Annotated in this window: 17 protein-coding genes; 11 read left to right on the forward strand and 6 right to left on the reverse strand. The window is 69.8% G+C overall.

The window, feature by feature from the left end; genetic code table 11:
* Nucleotides 1-5: 5 nt before the first annotated feature.
* From ACZ470_RS13595 to ACZ470_RS13610, 4 genes are all read right to left on the reverse strand, one after another.
* Nucleotides 6-1091, reverse strand: coding sequence for a terpene synthase family protein (locus ACZ470_RS13595; protein WP_468427036.1), 1086 nt, complete (start codon nt 1089-1091; stop codon nt 6-8).
* A 55-nt stretch (nt 1092-1146) separates the two neighbouring features.
* Nucleotides 1147-2220, reverse strand: a complete 1074-nt coding sequence (locus ACZ470_RS13600) for a polyprenyl synthetase family protein (protein WP_468427037.1) — start codon at nt 2218-2220, stop codon at nt 1147-1149.
* 80 nt (nt 2221-2300) lie between these two features.
* Complete coding sequence (locus ACZ470_RS13605) at nt 2301-3818, reverse strand: ABC1 kinase family protein (protein WP_468427038.1); 1518 nt, start codon at nt 3816-3818, stop codon at nt 2301-2303.
* A gap of 102 nt (nt 3819-3920) precedes the next feature.
* Nucleotides 3921-4439, reverse strand: a complete 519-nt coding sequence (locus tag ACZ470_RS13610; RefSeq protein ID WP_468427039.1) for a hypothetical protein — start codon at nt 4437-4439, stop codon at nt 3921-3923.
* A 484-nt stretch (nt 4440-4923) separates the two neighbouring features.
* Here ACZ470_RS13610 and ACZ470_RS13615 point away from each other — a divergent pair, with 484 nt between their 5' ends.
* On the forward strand, nt 4924-5367 hold the full coding sequence (locus ACZ470_RS13615; RefSeq protein WP_468427040.1) for a hypothetical protein: 444 nt from the start codon (nt 4924-4926) through the stop codon (nt 5365-5367).
* Between the two features lie 45 nt (nt 5368-5412).
* Here ACZ470_RS13615 and ACZ470_RS13620 read toward each other — a convergent pair whose 3' ends face one another.
* Nucleotides 5413-6303, reverse strand: a complete 891-nt coding sequence (locus tag ACZ470_RS13620) for an aminoglycoside phosphotransferase/kinase family protein (protein ID WP_468427041.1) — start codon at nt 6301-6303, stop codon at nt 5413-5415.
* Nucleotides 6304-6593: 290 nt separating this feature from the next.
* Between ACZ470_RS13620 and ACZ470_RS13625 the strand changes: the two genes are divergently transcribed.
* From ACZ470_RS13625 to ACZ470_RS13660, 8 genes are all read left to right on the forward strand, one after another.
* Nucleotides 6594-7160 carry an RNA polymerase sigma factor gene (locus tag ACZ470_RS13625; protein ID WP_468427042.1) on the forward strand — a complete coding sequence of 189 codons (567 nt, stop codon included), beginning with the start codon at nt 6594-6596 and terminating at the stop codon, nt 7158-7160.
* A gap of 5 nt (nt 7161-7165) precedes the next feature.
* Nucleotides 7166-7447, forward strand: coding sequence for a hypothetical protein (locus ACZ470_RS13630; RefSeq protein ID WP_468427043.1), 282 nt, complete (start codon nt 7166-7168; stop codon nt 7445-7447).
* A 56-nt stretch (nt 7448-7503) separates the two neighbouring features.
* On the forward strand, nt 7504-8115 hold the full coding sequence (locus tag ACZ470_RS13635) for a TetR/AcrR family transcriptional regulator (RefSeq protein ID WP_468427044.1): 612 nt from the start codon (nt 7504-7506) through the stop codon (nt 8113-8115).
* On the forward strand, nt 8112-8522 hold the full coding sequence (locus ACZ470_RS13640) for a DUF6069 family protein (RefSeq protein WP_468427045.1): 411 nt from the start codon (nt 8112-8114) through the stop codon (nt 8520-8522). The genes ACZ470_RS13635 and ACZ470_RS13640 overlap by 4 nt, the downstream gene beginning before the upstream one ends.
* A gap of 376 nt (nt 8523-8898) precedes the next feature.
* A complete protein-coding gene (locus ACZ470_RS13645; RefSeq protein ID WP_468427046.1) occupies nt 8899-9354 on the forward strand; it encodes a hypothetical protein in 456 nt (151 codons plus the stop codon).
* Between the two features lie 337 nt (nt 9355-9691).
* The gene (locus ACZ470_RS13650) at nt 9692-11518 is read left to right on the forward strand and encodes a glycoside hydrolase family 3 protein (protein WP_468427047.1); all 1827 of its coding nucleotides are present in this window, start codon (nt 9692-9694) and stop codon (nt 11516-11518) included.
* A 643-nt stretch (nt 11519-12161) separates the two neighbouring features.
* Nucleotides 12162-16004, forward strand: coding sequence for a tetratricopeptide repeat protein (locus ACZ470_RS13655; protein WP_468427048.1), 3843 nt, complete (start codon nt 12162-12164; stop codon nt 16002-16004).
* Between the two features lie 358 nt (nt 16005-16362).
* Entirely contained in the window at nt 16363-16878 is a 516-nt protein-coding gene (locus tag ACZ470_RS13660; RefSeq protein WP_468427049.1) for a GNAT family N-acetyltransferase, read from the forward strand.
* A gap of 227 nt (nt 16879-17105) precedes the next feature.
* Here the strand turns inward: ACZ470_RS13660 and ACZ470_RS13665 are convergent, their stop codons facing one another.
* Nucleotides 17106-17753, reverse strand: a complete 648-nt coding sequence (locus ACZ470_RS13665) for a TetR/AcrR family transcriptional regulator (protein ID WP_468427050.1) — start codon at nt 17751-17753, stop codon at nt 17106-17108.
* 46 nt (nt 17754-17799) lie between these two features.
* Between ACZ470_RS13665 and ACZ470_RS13670 the strand changes: the two genes are divergently transcribed.
* Complete coding sequence (locus ACZ470_RS13670) at nt 17800-18249, forward strand: SRPBCC family protein (RefSeq protein WP_468427051.1); 450 nt, start codon at nt 17800-17802, stop codon at nt 18247-18249.
* 9 nt (nt 18250-18258) lie between these two features.
* Nucleotides 18259-19188, forward strand: coding sequence for an ADP-ribosylglycohydrolase family protein (locus ACZ470_RS13675; RefSeq protein ID WP_468427052.1), 930 nt, complete (start codon nt 18259-18261; stop codon nt 19186-19188).
* Nucleotides 19189-19196: the final 8 nt, after the last annotated feature.

The following is a 19196-nucleotide window of genomic DNA, read 5'->3' on the forward strand; positions in this document are numbered from 1 at the left end:
ACTGCTCAGAGCGAAAGGTCGCTCCACCACCACGCGATGGACGGCAGTCGCCGTGGGTCCTGCCGGCTGGTGCGGGGGGCGTCGGTCCAGGGGCCGACGGCGGTCTGGGCGGGGATGCGGGCCTGTAGCCCGGACGCCGTGCCGTCCGGACTGAGGTAGCGGGGGACCCGCAGTCCCCATTCGATGTTGCCCCGGATGCCGTGCCCGAGGTCGGCGAGGTAATGGCGCAGGGAACTGCCGCCGCGTGGAGCGACCTGGTCGCGCAGACCGAGGAACCGTTCCAGCACGGCGTCACGCAGGGCGACGGCCTCGTCGACGGCTTGGCGTGGGGTGTAACGGTGGTGTGTCTTGAGGACGTTGACGATGTTCTGTTCCGTCTGCCGGCGGCCGGCCTCCTTCACGTGTGAATGCTGGTCGTTGTCGAGTGCCGCGACCAGCATGGCCATCTCGGTCAGGGCACGGACGGCGGGAGAGTCCATCTCGCGGTCCGGCACTTCGAGGCCGTTGACGATTTCGAGCATCGCGTAGGTGGGGCCGCCGCCGGCCGAGTGCAGGCGCATGCTGAGATAGTCGTCGAGATCGGGCATGCGGCTGGCGGCCCGGTTGCCGATCTGCCACTGGACCCCGGTGAGCCAGGCACGGTGGGCCTGCTGGAAGCGGCGGTTCTGTACGGGGCCGGCGGCTGCGCGGAAGAGTTCCCCGATGTCGTGCACAGCGGCCGCGTAGGGGTCGGCGCAGTGCAGACGTCCGGGTACCTCCAGAGCCCGGTGCACCGAGAAGGCCATCGCGGCGAAGGCCGCGGGGTCGGCGGCGAAGGGCCCTTCGTCGCAGCGGGCGTCGTCGAAGGCGAACCCCCAGTAGACCCAGCAGGCCGCGATCCACAGCCGGTCGGGGTCGGCGTGCGGAGCGAAGCGGGCGTAGAAGTCGGCGCTGCGCGTGCCGGCGTACCGGGCGCGTTCGGTCGGGGTACGACACAGACCGCTGCGGTCGATCCACGCCAGAGCGCGCCGCTCGGTCTCTGCGACCTCGGGGTGGATGGCGGATTCGATGGGGCAGTAGAAGGGCGGAATGTCGACGGCCGTACCGGCCACAGGTCTTCTTCCTCTCTCACTCGGCGCACGGCGGCGGCGTGTGCGGCGGAGGTGGTCAGGCGGTCCGGACGGCGGCGCGATCCGCGATCTGCCGTAGCGCGGTGGCGGTCGGCGGCGCGAGCAGGTCGGTGTCGAGAGCGGCCAGCGCCCTGTCGTACCGCTCGGTGATCATGGCTTCGACGGTGTCGCGGGCGCCGGTCTGCTGGAGGATGCGCCGGATGTCGGCGGCGTCCTCCTCACCGAGGTCCGCCCGGCCGACGGTTGCCTCGAGTGTCCTGCGCTGCCCGGACGTGGCCCGCCGGGTGGCGATGGCCATGAGTACGGTGGCCTTGCCCGAGCGGAGGTCCTCGAGGACCGGCTTGCCGGTCAGCGTGGGGTCGCCGAAGACGCCGAGGAGGTCGTCCCGCAGTTGGAAGGCCTCTCCCAGGGGGAGCGCGTAGGCGGAGCACAGGGCGAGCAGGTCCCGGTCGGCGCCGGCGAGGGCGGCCCCCAGGTGCAGGGGCCGTTCGACGGTGTACTTGGCGGTCTTCAGGCGGGCGATGGCCATCGCCTCGTCGACGTCACCGGTGGGCCGGCCGGTCGCCAGCAGGTCCAGGTGCTGGCCCAGCAGTATCTCGCCGCGCATGGCGTCGAGCAGCGGCAGCACGGTCTGCCGCTGTCGCGTGCTCAGTCCGGCCGAGTTCATCAGGGCGTCGGAGCAGACCAGGGCGAGGTCACCGAGGAGGATCGCCGCATGGACACCGAAGGCGTCGGCGTCCGGCCCGGCCCGGTGCCGGGACGCGAAGGCCCGGTGCACGCTGGGGCGGCCCCGGCGGGTGGGGCTGTTGTCGATGATGTCGTCGTGGATCAGAGCGAAGGCGTGGAAGACCTCCAGGCTCGCCGCCATCTGCCACAGGCTTTCCTCACCGTCCGCGCCGCCCGCCGCGTGCCAGCCCAGGATGCACAGCAGGGGCCGGATGCGTTTGCCGGGGGCGAGGACGAAATCGGTGAGGGCATCGGTCAGTTCGCCGGTGTGGTCCCGTGGGGAGGGAAAGCCGGCCGGTGGGCGGCGCAGGAACTCGGCCAGGACGGTGTCGACGCGGTCGCGGAGGGCGTCGAGGTCGAGCGTGGGGGCGAGGTCAGTGCTCATGGGAGTTCTTCCTCCCTGCGGGCAGGCCGTCAGGCGGGAGTGGGTGAGGGGTAGGGGTTGGAGGGCGGGGGACGCACCGGTCAACGGTCCTTGGCGTAGTGGTTCCAGAGCATCGCGGTGGCGAGCGCGAACGACACGTCCGCGGCTCCTCTGCGCAAGCCGGTGGAACGTCGGTCCGAGCGGGAGCCGTTGAGGTTCATCCGCATGGTCATGTCCCGGTTGGACAGGTCCTTGGTGATCCCTCGCAGCTGTTGGGGTGCGGCGGTCCCGGCCGTGATCACTTCGAGTGCGGTCCGGACTGCTTGCTGGGGAGAGAGTGACTCCTTGACCAGGTCGGTGACGATGCCGACCAGTTCCTCGGAGAAGACGTCGATGAGGGAGAGCTCCGGGCACAGGTGCCGGATGGACCCTTCGATGTTGGCGAAGGACTTGCCCAGGATGGAGACCATGGGGCTGGTGCGGATGCCACGGCGGGTGGAGTGCTGCAACACGGCGGTGAGTGTCACCCCGAAGTTGAGCTCCTCCAGCGAGGCCGTGGCGATCTGCGGCACCAGCGAGGCCATGTCCCCGGCGAACGCGGAGGTGTTCGCCCACGAGGTGGCGCTGCCCATGTCGATCCAGGCCCGGGCGGTACCGGCTCCGTCGTTCATCGCCAGGTTGAGCAGCAGTAGCAGGATGCTGGTGCTCATGGGCCGGTCGATGCGCCCGACCATGCCCCAGTCGATGAGGGTGGCCGGGTGGCCGGGTGCGACGAAGATGTTCCCCGGGTGCGGGTCCGCGTGGAAGATGCGGTCCACGAAGTAGCCCCGGTACATGAAGGCCAGCAGGTCCTGCCCGATGGCCTTGCGCTCCTCGGCGTCGAACTGGTCCTTGTCCGCTTCCCGGATGGGCTTGCCCGGAGCGAGGCTCTGCACCAGGACCCGTCCGGTGGCTTCGACCACCTCGGGGACCTGAACATAGTCGAAGTCCTCGGCCGCTTTGGCCGCCTCGGTCATGTTCCGGGCTTCCATGACGAAGTCGAGTTCGGGCCGCATGGCGTCGAAGACCACGTTGAGCATGGCCTCGACATCGATGACTTCGTTGAAGCGCCAGGTCCGACGGGAGGCGAGGCGGGACAGAGAGCCCATGAGCTTCATGTCGGCCATGACCGTCTCGCGCACACCGGGCCGCTGGATCTTCACCGCGACCGGTCGGCCGTTCGGCATCCGGGCGCGGTACACCTGGGCCAGGGATGCCGTGCCCAGGGGGTGCTCGGTGTCGAAGTCGCCGAACCGCGCGACCCAGTCCGCTCCCAACTCCTGCCGCAGGACGGGCTCGAAGTCGCTGAAGGGGGCGGGCGACGCCTCGTCCTGGAGCTTCTCGAACTCGTCGATCATCTCGGGGGTCACGATGTCGGGCCGGGTGGCCAGCATCTGGCCGACCTTCACGTAGAAGGGCCCGAGGCTTTCCAGGGCACGGCGGACGTTACGGGCCCGGCGTACGGCCCTGGGGTCCCCTGTCTCCGCCGCCCCGGACGCGGGCGTGGCCGCGAGCGCCGCCTCCTGGCGGACCAGGTGAGTGAGCACCCGCATCAGCACACGCCCACGACCCGCGCTCACCGCTCCTGCCCTGAACCGCCCGCGGTGTTCCCGGCCCAGTCGGGGGACGGCCGGGCCGGCGACATTCGGGCCGGGGACGGCCGGCGGCGGCCCCGCCCAGGGTCAGCGCTCATCGCGGACACGGTCGATGCGATCGGCCAACCGCGCCAGCTCGTCCCTCAGGGATTCCGCGTCCTGCGCCTCCCGGGCCCGCGGCACTCTCCCCCGTCCCCCTGGGTGATCCTCCTCGCCCCAGCGCCTGTTCACCCGCCCCCGCAGCAGCTCCAACTGGTCCTTCAGTGCAGTGAGTTCGTCCGGGTCGCTGTCCGGGTGGTCGTCCGAGCGGAGGCGCGAACCCGGCCGGGGGCCGGATGTGTAGGGCTCCCCCTCGTCCGGTCCGAGCCGGCGACGGGGCTCGTCTCCCCGGCGACGGCCTCGGCCGCCCCGACGCCAACGATCTCGGCGCCCGTCCCAGTCGTCATCGTCGTAGTCGTCGCAGTCGTAGTCACGGCCGCGGCGGCCGTCGCAGTCGTAGTCATCACGGTCGCGGCGGTCGTCGTAGTCGTCGTCATCCAGCGCCCGGCTGACCGACCTCCGCACTCCGCATTCGAAATCCCCCGTCCGGTCCAGGGCGTCGTCCACGAGATCCTCCGTGGCACGCACAATTCTGCGCAACGCATGACTGAACGACGTACGGGAACGACGACGGGACATGTAATGCACCTTTCCGAGACCTAAGGGAGAGAAATCACTCGCACTGGAATTTCCAGGTCACTTCCTGCCGACTTTCCTCATCCTGACCCATGACGTCAGGCGGAAACACCACCCGTCACGGGTTCATTCAATTGAGCGAAGCGCTTTTCCCCGCAGGTTCCGTGCGCCGTCGCACGCCGGATACTCGGAGGGGGCTCAACCACAGCCACCCCACCCTCTACTTGAATACGATCACAAGGAACAAATAATCGAGCGAATTCTTGACAATAACGAAGAAGAGACCAATTGACCCGGCAAGGAAAAGGTCACTGCATCCCGAGCAGGTTCAGCGCCACGTTCCTTGGGGGATCGATCCAGAAGGACTCAGAAATTCCTCGTCGGGTAAAGCCGGCGGGAGAAGGGAGAACCTCCCATGGCAAGGATTACGAGGATCGAGGCGCATGTCCGCACCGCCGACGTGCCGCACGGGGGGACACAGGGATGGGTCTTCCTGGGCATCGCCGGCCGCGAGTTCGCGCTCAACGCCTCCGGAACCGGCAACGGCACCCGGACCGGCGACAACTGGACCTTCGTGCTCGGTGAGGACGCCAACGTCGAGAACCCCGCCTACAACGATCCGCGAAGGCCGCAGCTGGACACCGACGACCTCGATCGCTACCCCGTCTATCTGAGGTTCGAGCCCGTGGGTCCCGACCCCGCGTGGTGCCTCGAACGCGTCGTCGTCAACGTCAACGCCGACACCGACCACCCACACACCTTCGACAACCCCAGCCTGGCCGACTTCGGGGAGGACCGGCGCCTGTGGCTGGACCAGGAGTACGGCAAGCAGTTGTACCTCAAGCGGTACGACGGCTGATCACCAGATCGTGGGGCCTGGGCCTCGCCATCGGCCGTCGTTACATCAGATCCCGGCATGCCTCATTCGCGTCTCGGCTTCGTCGCGTGCCAGCGCGTCGAAGTTGTCCAGGTGGAACTTCTTGGCGTTGAAGGCGCGCACCCACAGGCCCGCTGTCCAGCACAGTTGGAGTTCGTTGTCGCTCAGCGTGCGTCCGCGCGCTGTCTGGTATTCCTCCAGGAAGGCCATCGTCCGTTCGATCGAGGCCCCTGCACCGGTGGGGCCGCCCTCGAACATGGCGGCGGCCTGGCCGATGATCACCACCTCGGGTTCGTAGACCACGCTGTCCCAGTCGTGGACGGCGAGCGGCCGGCCGTCGCGGAACTTCACATTGCGGCCGTCCCAGTCCCCGTGCCCGAAGACGCAGGCGGTGTCCCGGATCTCTTCAAGCCGCTCGCGCACGGCCGCGCCGAGCTCATCGACCCACGCCGTGGCGGAGCACCGCTCGGCGTTGAGGTCGGTGTCCCGGTCGTCCGGGACGGGCCAGACGCCGTCCTCCTCGTGGTACCAGTGGACCCAAGCGGGGGCGGGTCGTAGCAGCGGCTGCGGTTCGAATCCCTCGGCGCGGGTCACGAAGTCGGCCAGGAGGCCGGCGAACAGCCGTGGAGAATCAGCGAGTTCGGGCGTCTCACCCCCTGGCAGAACAGTCTCGGCACTGGCGACCTTCCTGCCCAGCGGCAAGGGGCCGGTCAATGGCTGGGGGCATGGGAAGCCCGCCTGCCACATCCGGCGTTGCACCCATGTGCAGGACCCCAGCCGTGCGTCGTCGTCGCGGATCTTCAGCACGACCTCGCGGTCGTCTGCCAGCCGTAGGCCGTGGACCACGGACAGGTTTCCCGCCGCGAAGGTGCGCTCGACGACCGGGTACCCCAGGTGTTCAAGGCACCAGTCGCTCACTGCTCGATCGTCGAAGTCTTCCGACACGGCTTTCCCTTCCATGGGTTGCGAGCAGGTGACCGGCGCCGAGGGGCCTCACCGGGGTGAATCCTTTCCGGACTCCGCCGCCTCTTGTCCCTGTACCGGCCGCGTGGGCCGGCGGATTCGGGAGGACATCATGGTCGTTGGCATCGTAGTTGTTGGCGTGCTGTTGGTGTGCGCGTGCGGCGTGCACCTCATGAGGCGCCGGAGGAAGAGCCGTAGCTGACGAGGCCTTCACACATGGCTACTTCCATTCAGGAGACGGACACATGACACGACGTTTCCCTTGGCCGGACGATCGGCTGATCAGGGCGGCCCAGGACGGCGACGTCACTTCGCTCACCACTGTCGTCGTTCAATCACAGCCACATGTGCGCAAGTTCGCCATGTCGCTGTGTGCCTCACCGCAGGACGCCGAGGATGCGGCGCAGGAGGCGTTGATCATTCTGTACCGGAAGATCGGCACCCTACGGGCTACCGGCGCGCTCGCCTCATGGATGTTCCGGATCGTGCGCAACGAATGCCTCCGGCAGGTGCGCCTGCTCGTTGCGCGGAGGGGCGAGGCAGCGGCCGAACCGGAGGCGTGCGCGGAGCAGTCCGCCGAGGAAGCGGTGCTGCGCAGGCTGGAAGTGGAGCGCATCGCGGCCGCAGTCAGTGCCCTTCCCCGTGACCAGCGGCAGGTCCTGATCATGCGGGACGTCCAGGGCCTGCCGGGCCATACCGTGGCCCGATCACTCGGCCTGAGCAACGCCGCCATGAAGTCGCGGCTGCACAGAGCCCGCGCAGCGCTGCGTCACTCACTGGCACTGACCGACCGAACAGCCGGAGGACAGTGACGAACATGAACGCCGTCAGATCGACCGAGAGGAATTTCGCCAGCAAGTCCGTCCTGCGCCACGTGACGCGCGGCATCATCGGCTTCGGACTGATCATCGGCTCGATCGCCCTGCTGCCCGTCGCCGGCCCAGCCACCCTGCTGGCAGCCCCGCTGGGCCTGATCGCCTTCCGCGGCTGCCCCACCTGCTGGATGGTCGGCCTGGCGCAGACCATCTCCAACGGCCGTCTGGAACGCAACTGTGCGGACGGCGTCTGCACCCTCACCAGGGCCACCCCGGAGAGGTGAGCGGAGTGAGTACTCACTCATTGACGGAGTGAGTACTCACTCCGTACCCTGGGGTCATGACAGCACCCAAGGAGAACCAGACCACCCGCCGCCGCGCCCCCGCCATGTCGCCGGAGCAGCGCCGCGAAATGATCATTCGGACGGCGATCCCGCTGATCGCCGAGTACGGCGCCGCGGTGACGACGGCGAAGATCGCCCGCGCCGCGGGCATCGGCGAGGGAACGATCTTCCGGGTCTTCGCCGACAAGGACGAGCTGCTGAATGCCTGCATGGCCGAGGCGCTCTCCCCCGAGCACGCGGTCCGCGAGCTCGACGCGATCGACGTGTCCCAGCCGCTGCCCGACCGGCTCGCGGAGGCGGCGGAGGCGCTGCAAGCGCACATGTCCCGAATGGGCGCGATCGCCGGCTCGCTCGGGCATCGCGGCGGCAAGCACCCCGGCCCGGTACGCGGCGCGGGCCGCGACGAGTCGACGACCCGCATCCGCGCGGCCCTCGCCGAGCTGCTGGAGCCCGACAGGGCCGCCCTCCGTCGGCCACCGGAGCAGATCGCGGCCCTCTTCTTCGGACTGCTCTTCACCCAGCCGCGTACGGAGGACGAGCCCGACCTGACCTCGCAGGAGCTGGTGGAGGTCTTCCTGCACGGGGCGCTCTCGGGGGGCGCCAAGTGAGCGCGAGGGGAAGGCGCATGAGGGTTACGGCCCTGGCCGTCCTGGCCCCCGTCCTGGTGTGGCTGGCCGCGGACCCACTCCTTGGACACCGGCTGCGGATCGCCGACGGCGAGCAGACGCTCGACATCGGCGCCGCGCCCGTGGCGGTCGTCGCCCTGCTCGCGTCGCTGTCCGGCTGGGGACTGCTGGCCGCCCTGGAGCGCTTCAAGGCGCGGCGCGCCCGCGCCATCTGGACCGGCGTGGCCGTCGCCGTACTGGCCGTGTCCTTCCTGCCGCTCCTCGGCGACGGCATGGACGGCGGCACCCGCGTCACCCTCGCCCTGATGCACGCGGCGGTGGCGGCGGTGCTGATCCCGGGTCTGGCCGGCAGGTCACCCGAGACACCGGTCGAAGCCGCCAGGAGATGACCGCTGGCACCAAGTGCGCCGCCAACAGCATCAGATGGAGGCAGCCCTGCCCGACGTCCGCCCGGCCGGAGCCGGTACAGCTGGCGGTCTGAGCCTGGCGGGCCCTGGGAGAAGGGGTGTCGGTGTCCCGTACTACAGTCCGGCTCGTGATCGTTACTGCCCGCCGCACTGCTGCGGATGATGAGGCGCTGCTGGACAGGCTGCACGAGGGGCTCATCCGCCTCACCACGTAGGGCACAGTCTTAGGTGGAGGTTGATCGATCAAGAAGGCCCTTGCGGAAGCGAAGGAATGTGACTCGGCGCTGACCGGCGTCACGACTGCCCGCGATGTTAGGGTCCGACGGGTCCTGGCGAATCCTCCGTAAGAAGGCTGGCAGTGGCAGGTCTCCAGATAGGACTCGACGAGCAGTCACAGTACGTGAACGACGTCACGCAAGGACTTGTGCGGTGGCTTCCAGGAGGTTGGTCCAAGGCCGAGTTCACGTATGTGGCGGCCGGTGGCACAAGCAGTTACGAGCTGGGCGTCACGATGGTCGACGGCACGAGTACGCAGGTGAACGACGTCCCGCTGACCAGTGTGCGTGCGTTGATGAGACTGCGCCGTGGCATGTATCAGGAAGGCGTGGGAACGTGGTTCACGGCAACCTTCACGGTTCACAGTTCCCTGAAGTGCGAGACGCACTTCGACTACGAATCCGAACCGAACTTCCCTATGGACATTACTCCCGCGAGCTTCGTCGAGGACCTGAAGCGATTTCCTCGTGAGGAGAAGAACATCCCGGAGTGGCTGCGCGTGAAACTCCGGAAAGCCCAAGAGGGAACCGGCGTTTGAGCCGGGCGGTCGTCCGCCGCAGGCGCGCGCCCGTGCCGATGCCCGGCTTGGTCGGCCGGTTCGGGTGTCGCGGCCGCGGCGGTCGGGTCAGGGGGGCACGCAACAGATGACGTGGAAGATCCGGCGCGACTGCCGGCCACAGGAAGCGGCGTGTCTCACGTATCAGCGCTGCTCAGGGAACCCACACACACGGCGGGAGAGTCCTCGCTTTGTCTAGACCTATTTTGTCTAGACCTCTTGCCCTGCCGTGAGCCGCGGGCTACGTTTCCCGCTGTTCGGAGTCCTTGGCGTTTCCTTCAATTCCCTTGATGGGCAAGGCTGGAAGGAGCATGTCCGCATGCAGGACCGGAGTCTGTCCAGACGAACCGTTCTCGCCTCCGCGACCGTGGTCGCCGCGAGTGCGACGGGTGTCGTGGGCGTGGCGGCCACCCCCGCGGTCGCGCACAAGCGCGACGACCGCCTCAAGAAGATCATCTCCAGGATGAGCATCGAGGCGAAGATCGGCCAGCTGTTCGTGCCGTACTTCTACGGTACGTCGGCGACTTCTCCCAGCCAGTTCGACCAGGACCGCAACCTCAGGGAACTCGGTGTCCGCACCGTGGCCGAGCTCATCGCCAAGTACCACATCGGCGGTGTCATCTACTTCCACGGCTGGGCGAACAACATCCAGGACCCCCGCCAGGTGGCGGACTTGACGAACGGTGTGCAGCGGGCCTCGCTCGCCCTGCCCACCCCCATCCCGTCCCTGATCTCCATCGACCAGGAGCACGGGGTCAACGTCCGCATCGGCAGCGGCGCCACCCAGCTGCCGGGCGCGATGGCGCTCGGTGCGGGCCGCTCGCTCTCCGACGCGCGCACCGCCGGACGTATCTCGGGCACCGAACTCGCCGCCCTGGGCATCCATCAGAACTTCGCCCCGGTCGCCGACGTCAACGTCAATCCGGCCAACCCCATCATCAACGTCCGCTCCTTCGGCGCCGACGCCCACGAGGTCGGCCGCATGGTGGCGGCGCAGGTGACGGGTTATCAGCAGGCCGGCGTCGTGGCCTGCGCCAAGCACTTCCCGGGACATGGAGACACCGGGCAGGACAGCCACACCGGACTTCCCGTGATCACCCACACCCGCGAGGAGTGGGACCGCATCGACGCCCCGCCCTTCAAGGCCGCGATCGCCGCCGGCGTCGACTCGATCATGACCGCGCACCTCCAGGTCCCCGCGCTCGACCCCAGCAACGAACCGGCCACCCTGTCGCCCACGATCCTCCAGGGCGTGCTGCGCGACGAACTCGGCTTCGACGGCGTGATCGTCACCGACGCCCTCAACATGGCCGGCGTGCGCACCAAGTACGGCGACGACCGCGTGCCCGTCCTCGCCCTCAAGGCCGGCGCCGACCAACTGCTGTTCCCCCCGAACATCGACGTCGCCTACAACGGCGTCCTGGCCGCCGTCCGCAGCGGAGAGATCACCGAGGACCGCCTCGACGAATCGGTGCTGCGCATCCTGCGGATCAAGGACAAGGTCGGCCTGCTCAGCGGCAGCCCCTACGTCTCCCCGAGGGAGGTCGACCGGGTCGTCGGCGCCCGCAAGCACCGGCTCGCCGCAGCCAGGATCGCCGAGCGCACCACCACCCTGCTGGTCAACGAGGACGAAGCGCTCCCGCTGCGCCGCAGACAGAAGAAGCTGCTCGTGGTCGGCGCCAGCCCGGCCTTCCCGACCGACGACACCCGCACCACGGTGCCCGAGCTGGCCGGCGCGTTCGACGAACTCGGCTACACCACCACCCACCTCGCCACCGGCCGGGCGCCCGACGCGGCGAAGATCGACGAGGCCGTGGCCGCCACACAGGGGCGGGACGCGGTCGTGGTCACCACCGACAACGTCAGCGCCACCAGCGCCCAGCGCACCCTGGTCTCCCGGTTGCTCGCGACGGGCGTCCCCGTCGTCCACCTCGCGGTGCGCAACCCCTACGACATCGCCCACCTCGGCAACGTCCCCGCCTCACTGGTCTCCTACTGCTGGACCGAGACCGAACTACGCGCCGCCGCCCGGGTGATCGCCGGCCGGGTCGAACCGCGCGGCAAGCTGCCCGTGCCCATCCAGCGGGCCGACGACCCGGCCAAGGTCCTCTTCCCCACCGGGCACGGCCTGTCGTACGACGACTGACATCCGCGCCCCCGCGCAGATTTCGGCCCCGCACCAAGGAGGAACCGGAACCCATGACACCGCGTTGATGCGTGCTGTGACAGACGGTAACGTCGTGTTACCACGGACAGCGCGGTCCGTCGTGCGTGGCCGGGGGCTGGGGTGCGGGAGGGGTGGCGTGACGCAGGGGTGGAAAATCACGGTCAGCGTGCTGGCGGCGGTCGTGGTCGTCTCGACGCCGTTGGTCTGGCTGTTGAACGGTCCTGATGCGGGACAGCTGGTCGGGGCATCGGTTCAGGCCGCCGTGGGTGTGGGCGCCCTGGTGTGGGCACTGTTCCAGTCTTCGGACCGCCGTACGGACGACACCGCGGTGAGGACGGGACAGCCACGGGCGAGCCGCGGGGGAATCGCTGTCTCGGGTATCCGGCGTCGGGCGGGAAGGGGCAACGGGTCGGCCAGGGCGGTGAGGACGGGAGATCCGACGGCGGACGGTGCCGGAAGCAGAGCCGTCAGCGGTGTCGACTACACCGGCTGACCGCCCGAACGACCGGAGTGCCGACGACCAAGGGCGGCCGGGTGACGCCTTGCGTCGAAAGGGGGCCGCATGACCGCACCGGACAGGCGTCGGTGGGGCTGGACAGCAAAGGCTCGCAAAAGGACCGACGTGCGCGACACCGGGAAGGCCACGGCCGAGTCCGGAGGCACGGCAGCAACCGGGTACCGGGGGCCCGCACCGGGCGCCGGCAGTGCCCCGGGCGGTTCCGTCCAGGTGTCCGGAACAGGACCCGCGCAGGCCGACCACGGTGGGATCGCCAACTCCGGTGTGCTGCACATCAACGTGACCCCCACCGCCGCAGCGCCGGCGTACCGGCTTGAGCGGTTCTCCTTCGCACCAGTGGTGGACGTCGACCGGTTCGCCGACCAGCCGAGCCGGTTGCTCGACGCGCGCAGCCAGATCGTCCCGTTCGACGGCCGGAAGGAGGAACTGGCCGCGCTGGCCGACTGGCGCGACGCCGGTACCGCCGCGCTGTCCGCTCTCCTGCTCCACGGCCCCGGTGGTGAGGGGAAGACGCGGCTCGCGGCGCGGTTCGCCGAGCTGTCGGCCGCTGCCGGGTGGGAGGTGGTGCAGGCCCGTCACCACGCCACCGCCGAGCGCCCCGGCGAGGAGCCGGGCGGTAACGGTTCCCACGGACTGTTGGTGGTCGTGGACTACGCCGACCGCTGGGCGCACCCGGAGTTGCTGGAACTGCTGCGTGATCCGCTGCTGGACGGTCCGGCCGTGCGGGTGCTGCTGATCGGCCGGACGGTGCAGTGGTGGGCTGCGTTACGGGGGGAACTGCGGTCGCTCGGCGCCGCGGTGACGGATCTGCCGTTGGGCCAGTTCGCCGACACCGTGCCGGACCGCGAGCGGGCGTTCACAACCGCCCGTGACCGGTTCGGCGCGGTGCTGGGCGTGACCGGCCCGGTCACCGAGAGCGTACGAGGACTCGACGGTCGCGCCTACGGTCAGGTGCTGACGCTGCACATGGCCGCCCTCGTCGCGGCGCTCAACGCCCGCTGGCCCGGGGGCCCGATGCCGGACAGTGTCGAGGGCATCGCCGCGTACCTGCTGGACCGTGAGCGCATGGGGTGGCGTCGGCTCTACGGTTCGCGGCTCCAGGGAGAGGAGTTCGACACCTCGCCGACGGTGATGGCACGCGCGGTGTTCGCCGCGGTCCTCGGCGGCGCGGTCCCGTACGACCATGGTGTCGCCCGGCTCGATCGACTCGGACTGACGCCGGTGGACCGAGTCCTGACGGACCACCGGTTCTGTTACCCGCCCTTGGACCGGGCCCAGGTGCTGGAGCCGCTCCTCCCCGACCGGCTGGCCGAGGACTTCGTCGCCCTCCTGATGCCCGGCCATGACATCTCCGGCTACGACCCGGACCCCTGGGCCACCACGGTGCCCCGTACCCTGCTCGGCATCGACGAGCCGGAATCGCCGGTTCCCGCTTCCGCGGGCCGCACGGTCACGGTACTCGCGTCGGCCGCCGATCGCTGGCCGCATGTCGGCGCGGCGCTGAGCGCGCTGCTCGGGGAACGACCGGACATCGCCGTCCGGGCGGGCAGCGCGGCCCTGGTCGCTCTCAGCGAGGCCACCTACGTCGACACCGACGTACTGTTCGACATCGAGATGCGGTTGCCCGAGGGGCGTCAGGTCGAGCTGGACGTCGGCACGGCGGCGGTGACCGACCGGCTGGTCCGGGAACGTGTGGACCACACGACCCGGCTTCAGGATGCCGCCTCCTGGTACTCCCGGCTCGGTGTGCGCCTGGCGTACTCCGGGCGCAAGGAAGAGGCGATCCGCGCCAACGTCAACGCTCTCGCCGCCCTGCACCGACTCGAGGAACTCGACCCGCGGACGTACGGAAGCGAGGTCGCGCTGTGCACGATGGACATCGGCGGCTATCTCTCGGACCTGGGGCGGCACAAAGAGGCCGTGGGCTTCACCCGACAGGCGACCGAACTGCTGCGCGCGTCGGTGCGCGAGGGGCGGCAGGAGTGCCGGCCTCAGCTGGCTCTGGCCCTGGCCAACTACGGAAACCAGCTGCAGAACACGGGGCAGCGCACTGCGGCGCTGAAGGCCGCCCAGGAAGCCGTCGCTCTCCACCACGCGCTGTCGGGCACCGACCTGGCCGACCCCCCGCGCTTCGCGTTCGCGCTCAATGGACTCGGCACCCGGCTCATCGCCGTTGGCCAAAACCAGGCCGCGCTGGATGCCTTCACCAGCAGCGTGGCCAAGTACCGGGAGTTGACGGACGCCGCCCGGCAGACACATCTGCCGGGTCTGGCGCGGGCGCTGACCAACCTCGGCAGCGCACACTTCCGGCTCCAGCACGGCGCCGAGGCACTGCGGTTCACCGAGGAGGCAGTGAATATCCGCCGCGATCTGGTCGCGGTGAACCCACAGGGCCACAGTTCCGACCTCAGCTTGTCCCTGCTGAACTACGCGGGTCGGCTGTCCGACGTCGGCCGGGACGAGGAGGCGGTCGACGCGGCGGAGGAGGCCGTGCGGCTGGCCAGAAAGCTGTTCCGGGCCGACCGCGTCGCCCATGGGGCCGTTCTGGCGCACGCGCTCGCGAGTCAAGGAGCAGTACTCGCGCAGGTGGGCCGGGACGACGCGGTGGCACCACTGCGTGAGGCGGTCGAGCTCTACGAACGGCTGATGCTCGTCTCCGACGCATACGCGTCTCCGTTGGAGACCGCCCGGAGCAACCTTCGGGCCCTCGGCGTCACCGACGGTCCGCCGACCCCCGCCCCACGCGACGCCGAGATGGTGAACGCCTTCAACGAGGGCGTGCGCCTGGTGAAGGCCGGCCACCCCGTCGAGGCGGCCGGGTTCTACCGCCGCGCGGCCGAGGCCGGGCTGCCCGAGGCGATGTACAACCTGGGTCATGTGTTCCGGGATCTCGGGCGAACGGCGGAGGCAAAGGCCTGGTGGACCCGGGCCGTCGCCGCCGGTGTCACCGCCGGGTGCCACGACCTGGGGGTTCTGCACTGGGAACTGGATGACCGGGAGACGGCACGGCGCTGGTTCCGCCAAGGCGCCGAAGCGGGCGCGACGAACGCCATGGTGTCACTGGGCGCGGCCATGTGGAACGACGGGGACCTCCTGACGGCCGAACACTGGTTCCGCACCGCCGCACAGGCCGGCGATCCCGACGGTGATCACCGGCTGGGCCTGCTGATGACGGAGCAAGGCCGCCCCATCGAGGCCGAGACCGCCTTCGAGCGTGCCGCCGAGTCGGGACACGCCGAGGCCATGCGGTCCCTGGCGGATCACCGGATGCGGGACGGCCGGGTCACCGACGCCCAGCGCTGGTGGCGCATCAGCAGCGTCCGCGGGGATTCGTCCAGCGAGGCGCCGCCCCCGCCCCGGCCGAAACCCGAGCATCCCCTGGTGCGCGCCGCCCGGGAGCGCGGCCTCCTGACCGAAACCCTGCTCCCTGATCAGAGTGTGGACTTCGCGACCGAGGTGCTCGCCCAGAGGGCGGCGTCCCTGGTCGAGGAGGGCCGGCTCGAGGAGGCCGTTGCCCTGTACCGGGACCAGGTGACCGCCCAGGAACGTCTCCTGGCCGCGACCCAGGACGGACGCCTCCCGTCCCTCAGCCCCACCACGCACTACAGCCTGCTCCGTCAACGGGCGGTCGTCCTTGCCGGCCTGGCGCCTCTGGAGCAGGCGCTGGACCGCGTCGACGACGCGTTGGCGCACAGCGAGGAGGCCGTCACGACGCTGGGCGCGCTCGCCGCGCGTACTGGCGACGTGACGCCTCACGCCCGTGCTCAATACGTGTTCGCGGCGATCCGCGCCGCCGCGGGCACCGACATCGAGCGGGCGACGACGGCCATCGACGAGGCGATCACGACGTTCACCCGACTCGCCTCCGCCGCCGAGGACGTCCAGGACGATCTGCGCGGGGCCGCCCTTGTGCAGGCCGCCCTCCGCTGTCAGCGGCCCGCGGAGTGAACTCCATCGGAGTAGCCGATCAACTGACGTGCCGATGGTTCACCGTGGCTCCCCCCATGCCGATCAGCCGCGTCGTCGTTACGACTGGTGAACCGGTCGAGACGGCCGGGATCCGCATGGGAAGGAATCAAGTGCGGATGAACCCCAACGTCGCGCTCCTTCACCTGTCCGGTGGCCAGTGGCACCCGGGCCCGCGAGGCCCCGTCTGGGCATCGTCACCAACACGGACACCCCCGAAATCCCCGTTACCGGCGAACTTCTGACGGCGTGACGGACCGTCACCTCCGAGTCGGCACGGGCTGTCCGGCGCCGAAAGAAAGCAGGTGCCCCCAGCGCACCATCCGGGTACGGTCGGGCAATGCCCGAGCTGAAGCAACTTCGTGCCGGTCACGCCCAGGCGGTCCTGGCCTTCGAGCTGGCGAACCGCACCTACTTCGCCGCCTCGGTCCCCGACCGCGGGGACGACTTCTTCGACCGGTTCACCGACCGGTTCAACGCCTTGCTGGCCGAGCAGGAGGCCGGTATCTGCGCCTTCCACGTGCTCGTCGCCGAGGACGGCTCCGTACTCGGCAGGTTCAATCTGGTCGACATCAAGGACGGCGGCGCGGAACTCGGTTACCGGGTCGCGGAGCACGTCGCCGCCCGCGGCGTGGCGACCACGACCGTCGGGGAACTGTGCCGACTGGCGGCGGCCCGGCACGGGCTGCGCACACTGCGGGCGGCCGTGACCCACCGGAATACAGCATCGCGGAAGGTGCTGACCAAGGCCGGGTTCGTACCCGTCGGCCCGGCCGACCCCGCCCACCTCGACGGCGAGACGGGCACCTGGTATCAGCGCGACCTGGCGCCCCAGCCGCGGAGCGGCCACCGCTGATCACAGAGTCGCCCTCACGTCGCGTCCGCCCGCCCGTTTGGGTCTGCCCAGGACGACTCCGGCCAGGACCAGGGCCAGACCTGCTGGATCTACTGACACCCACCGAGGCCGAGTCGCTCGAAACGCTGCTCACCACCTGGCTCTCCCGCATGGAGCATCCGCGCCGCGTACTCCCGGCCACGAGTGACCCGTGGCCGGACGCTTCCTTCTTCGGTGAAGCGGGTCAGTCAGCCCGGCGATCCGGTCCGGCGAAGGGTTGTTGCTGAAGAGTCGGAGCCGTAGTACAGCCGGAGGAACTCCTCCATCGCCGAGTCGACGCCGGCCCGGTCACCGGTGGCGAGCAGGTCGAGCAGCAGTCCGCGGACGGTGGCGAGTCCCAGCCTGGCCCGGTTGCGGGCCAAGGCGGGGTCCGCCCCTGCCTCGACCTCGGCGGCGACGAGCGGCTCCAGCCAGTCGTTGACGAGCCCTTCGAGGACCGGGGCGGCCTCGGGACGGCCCCGCAGCGCCTGCCCGCAGATTTCGAAGAAGAGCCTCTCCTGACCGGCCACCCCGGGGTCCGTCAGTTGCCGCCACAGCAGCCGCGCGACATCGGCGGGCGAGAGGCCGGGCTCGAGGCGAAGCCGGGACAGCACCTCGCGCTGGCGTCGCTCCGACCTCCGGACGATCTCGACGAGCAGCTGTTCCTTGGAGCCGAAGTAGTGGATCAGCATGCGATGACTGACGCCGATCGCGGCGCCCAGGCCGCGCAGGCTCAGATCGGCGATGCCGTGTGCGGCGACGTGGTCGACGGCAGCGTCCACCAGTCGCGCGCGCCGGTCCCCGGGCGTGCCTCGCTTGGGCTCCCCCTCGGAATGCGAGTCGTCCGCTGTCACCACATCGCGAGTGTACCAATCGGTACATGCCGCATGTACCTTGTGGTACATGCAGCCTGTCACCGTGTCGATCGACGTGCCTCAGACGCCCGAGCAGGTCTACGACTTCCTCGATGTCATGGCCCACCACGAGCGGTTCACCAACCACTACCTGTCCAACTGGCGCTACAGCGGCCCGCCCCGCGGCATCGGCTCGTGCGCCGCGGTCACCGCCGCGCTGGGCGGCACGAAGACCGACGTCAGCATCGAGGTCGTCGACGCCGACGCGCCTCGGCGCATCGTCGAACGCAACGTCAGCGCGGGTGGTCGGCGCCTGGCCCACGGCACCTATGCCATCGAGCCGTTGCCCACCGGCGGGGCCCACATCTCGTTCACCTACGCCTGGGTGAGCGCCCCGCTCGCCGACCGACTGCTGTCCCCCGTCGTGCGGATCACGATGCGGCGCGCCAACCGCACGGTCATGCGACGCCTGGCCACCGAGCTGGCGCGGCACGGATAGCCTACGCGGATGGAGCGGATCCAGCGGGCCGCCGGCGCGGTCGTCGGCTCAGCGGTGGGTGACGCCCTGGGCGGCCCCTTCGAGTTCGGTCCCCGGGGAGCGTTCTCCGCACGGTTTCCCGCGCCCGGTGCCGGTGGCGAGATGTGCGGAGGCGGGGGCTGGGATCCCGGCGAGGCCACTGACGACACGCAGATGGCCGTCCTGGTCGGGGAGTCGCTGCTGGAGCGGGGCGGGCTGGATCTGCCGGACATCTTCGCCCGCTTTCAGCGGTGGGCGGCATCGGAACCGAAGGACATCGGCTTGCAGACCGAGGACGTCCTGACGAACGGCATGCCCTGGGACCTCGCCGCCGCCATCCATTTCCAGGTCAACCGACGAGCGGCGGGCAACGGCTCCTTGATGCGGGCATCGACCTCCGCGGTCCACTTCGCGGCCGCCGGCCAGGAAGCCACCATGGACGCGGCCCGCCGCATCGCCGCCCTCACCCACGGGGACCGCGCGGCTTGGGAAGGCACCGCGATCTTCCATGAACTGATCCGTGTCACGTTCGAGGACACCGACCCCCTCACCGCGCTCCCGGACATCCTGACTCGTGTCCACCCCGACCACCGCGACCGCTACGCCACAGTGCTCGCGCCCGACTGGCACCCCGATCAGGCGACCGAGTTCAACGGTGCCGTCTGGCCCTGCCTGGGCTCCGCCGTCTGGGCCCTGCGCACCACCACCGGCTTCGAGGAGGCGATACGCGCGGCGATCGACCTCGGCGGTGACACGGACACCGTCGCCGCGGTGACCGGAGGACTCGCGGGGGCGTACTACGGGCTGGACGCGATCCCCGCCCCCTGGACCCGGCCGCTCCATGTCCCGCTCCCGGGCTTCGACGGACGGGTGCTGCGCCTGGCGGATCTGCTCGACCTCGCGCACCGCCTCGCAGGCTGAACGCCCCG

The organism is Streptomyces sp. NPDC031111 (genome assembly GCF_055570675.1).

Coding starts and splice junctions, on each gene's coding strand:
- ACZ470_RS13630 (WP_468427043.1), top strand. CDS start 7,166: ATGAACGCCGTCAGATCGACCGAGAGGAATTTCGCCAGCAAGTCCGTC.
- ACZ470_RS13660 (WP_468427049.1), top strand. CDS start 16,363: ATGCCCGAGCTGAAGCAACTTCGTGCCGGTCACGCCCAGGCGGTCCTG.
- ACZ470_RS13625 (WP_468427042.1), top strand. CDS start 6,594: ATGACACGACGTTTCCCTTGGCCGGACGATCGGCTGATCAGGGCGGCC.
- ACZ470_RS13670 (WP_468427051.1), top strand. CDS start 17,800: ATGCAGCCTGTCACCGTGTCGATCGACGTGCCTCAGACGCCCGAGCAG.
- ACZ470_RS13650 (WP_468427047.1), top strand. CDS start 9,692: ATGCAGGACCGGAGTCTGTCCAGACGAACCGTTCTCGCCTCCGCGACC.
- ACZ470_RS13600 (WP_468427037.1), bottom strand. CDS start 2,220: ATGAGCACTGACCTCGCCCCCACGCTCGACCTCGACGCCCTCCGCGAC.
- ACZ470_RS13615 (WP_468427040.1), top strand. CDS start 4,924: ATGGCAAGGATTACGAGGATCGAGGCGCATGTCCGCACCGCCGACGTG.
- ACZ470_RS13675 (WP_468427052.1), top strand. CDS start 18,259: ATGGAGCGGATCCAGCGGGCCGCCGGCGCGGTCGTCGGCTCAGCGGTG.
- ACZ470_RS13635 (WP_468427044.1), top strand. CDS start 7,504: ATGACAGCACCCAAGGAGAACCAGACCACCCGCCGCCGCGCCCCCGCC.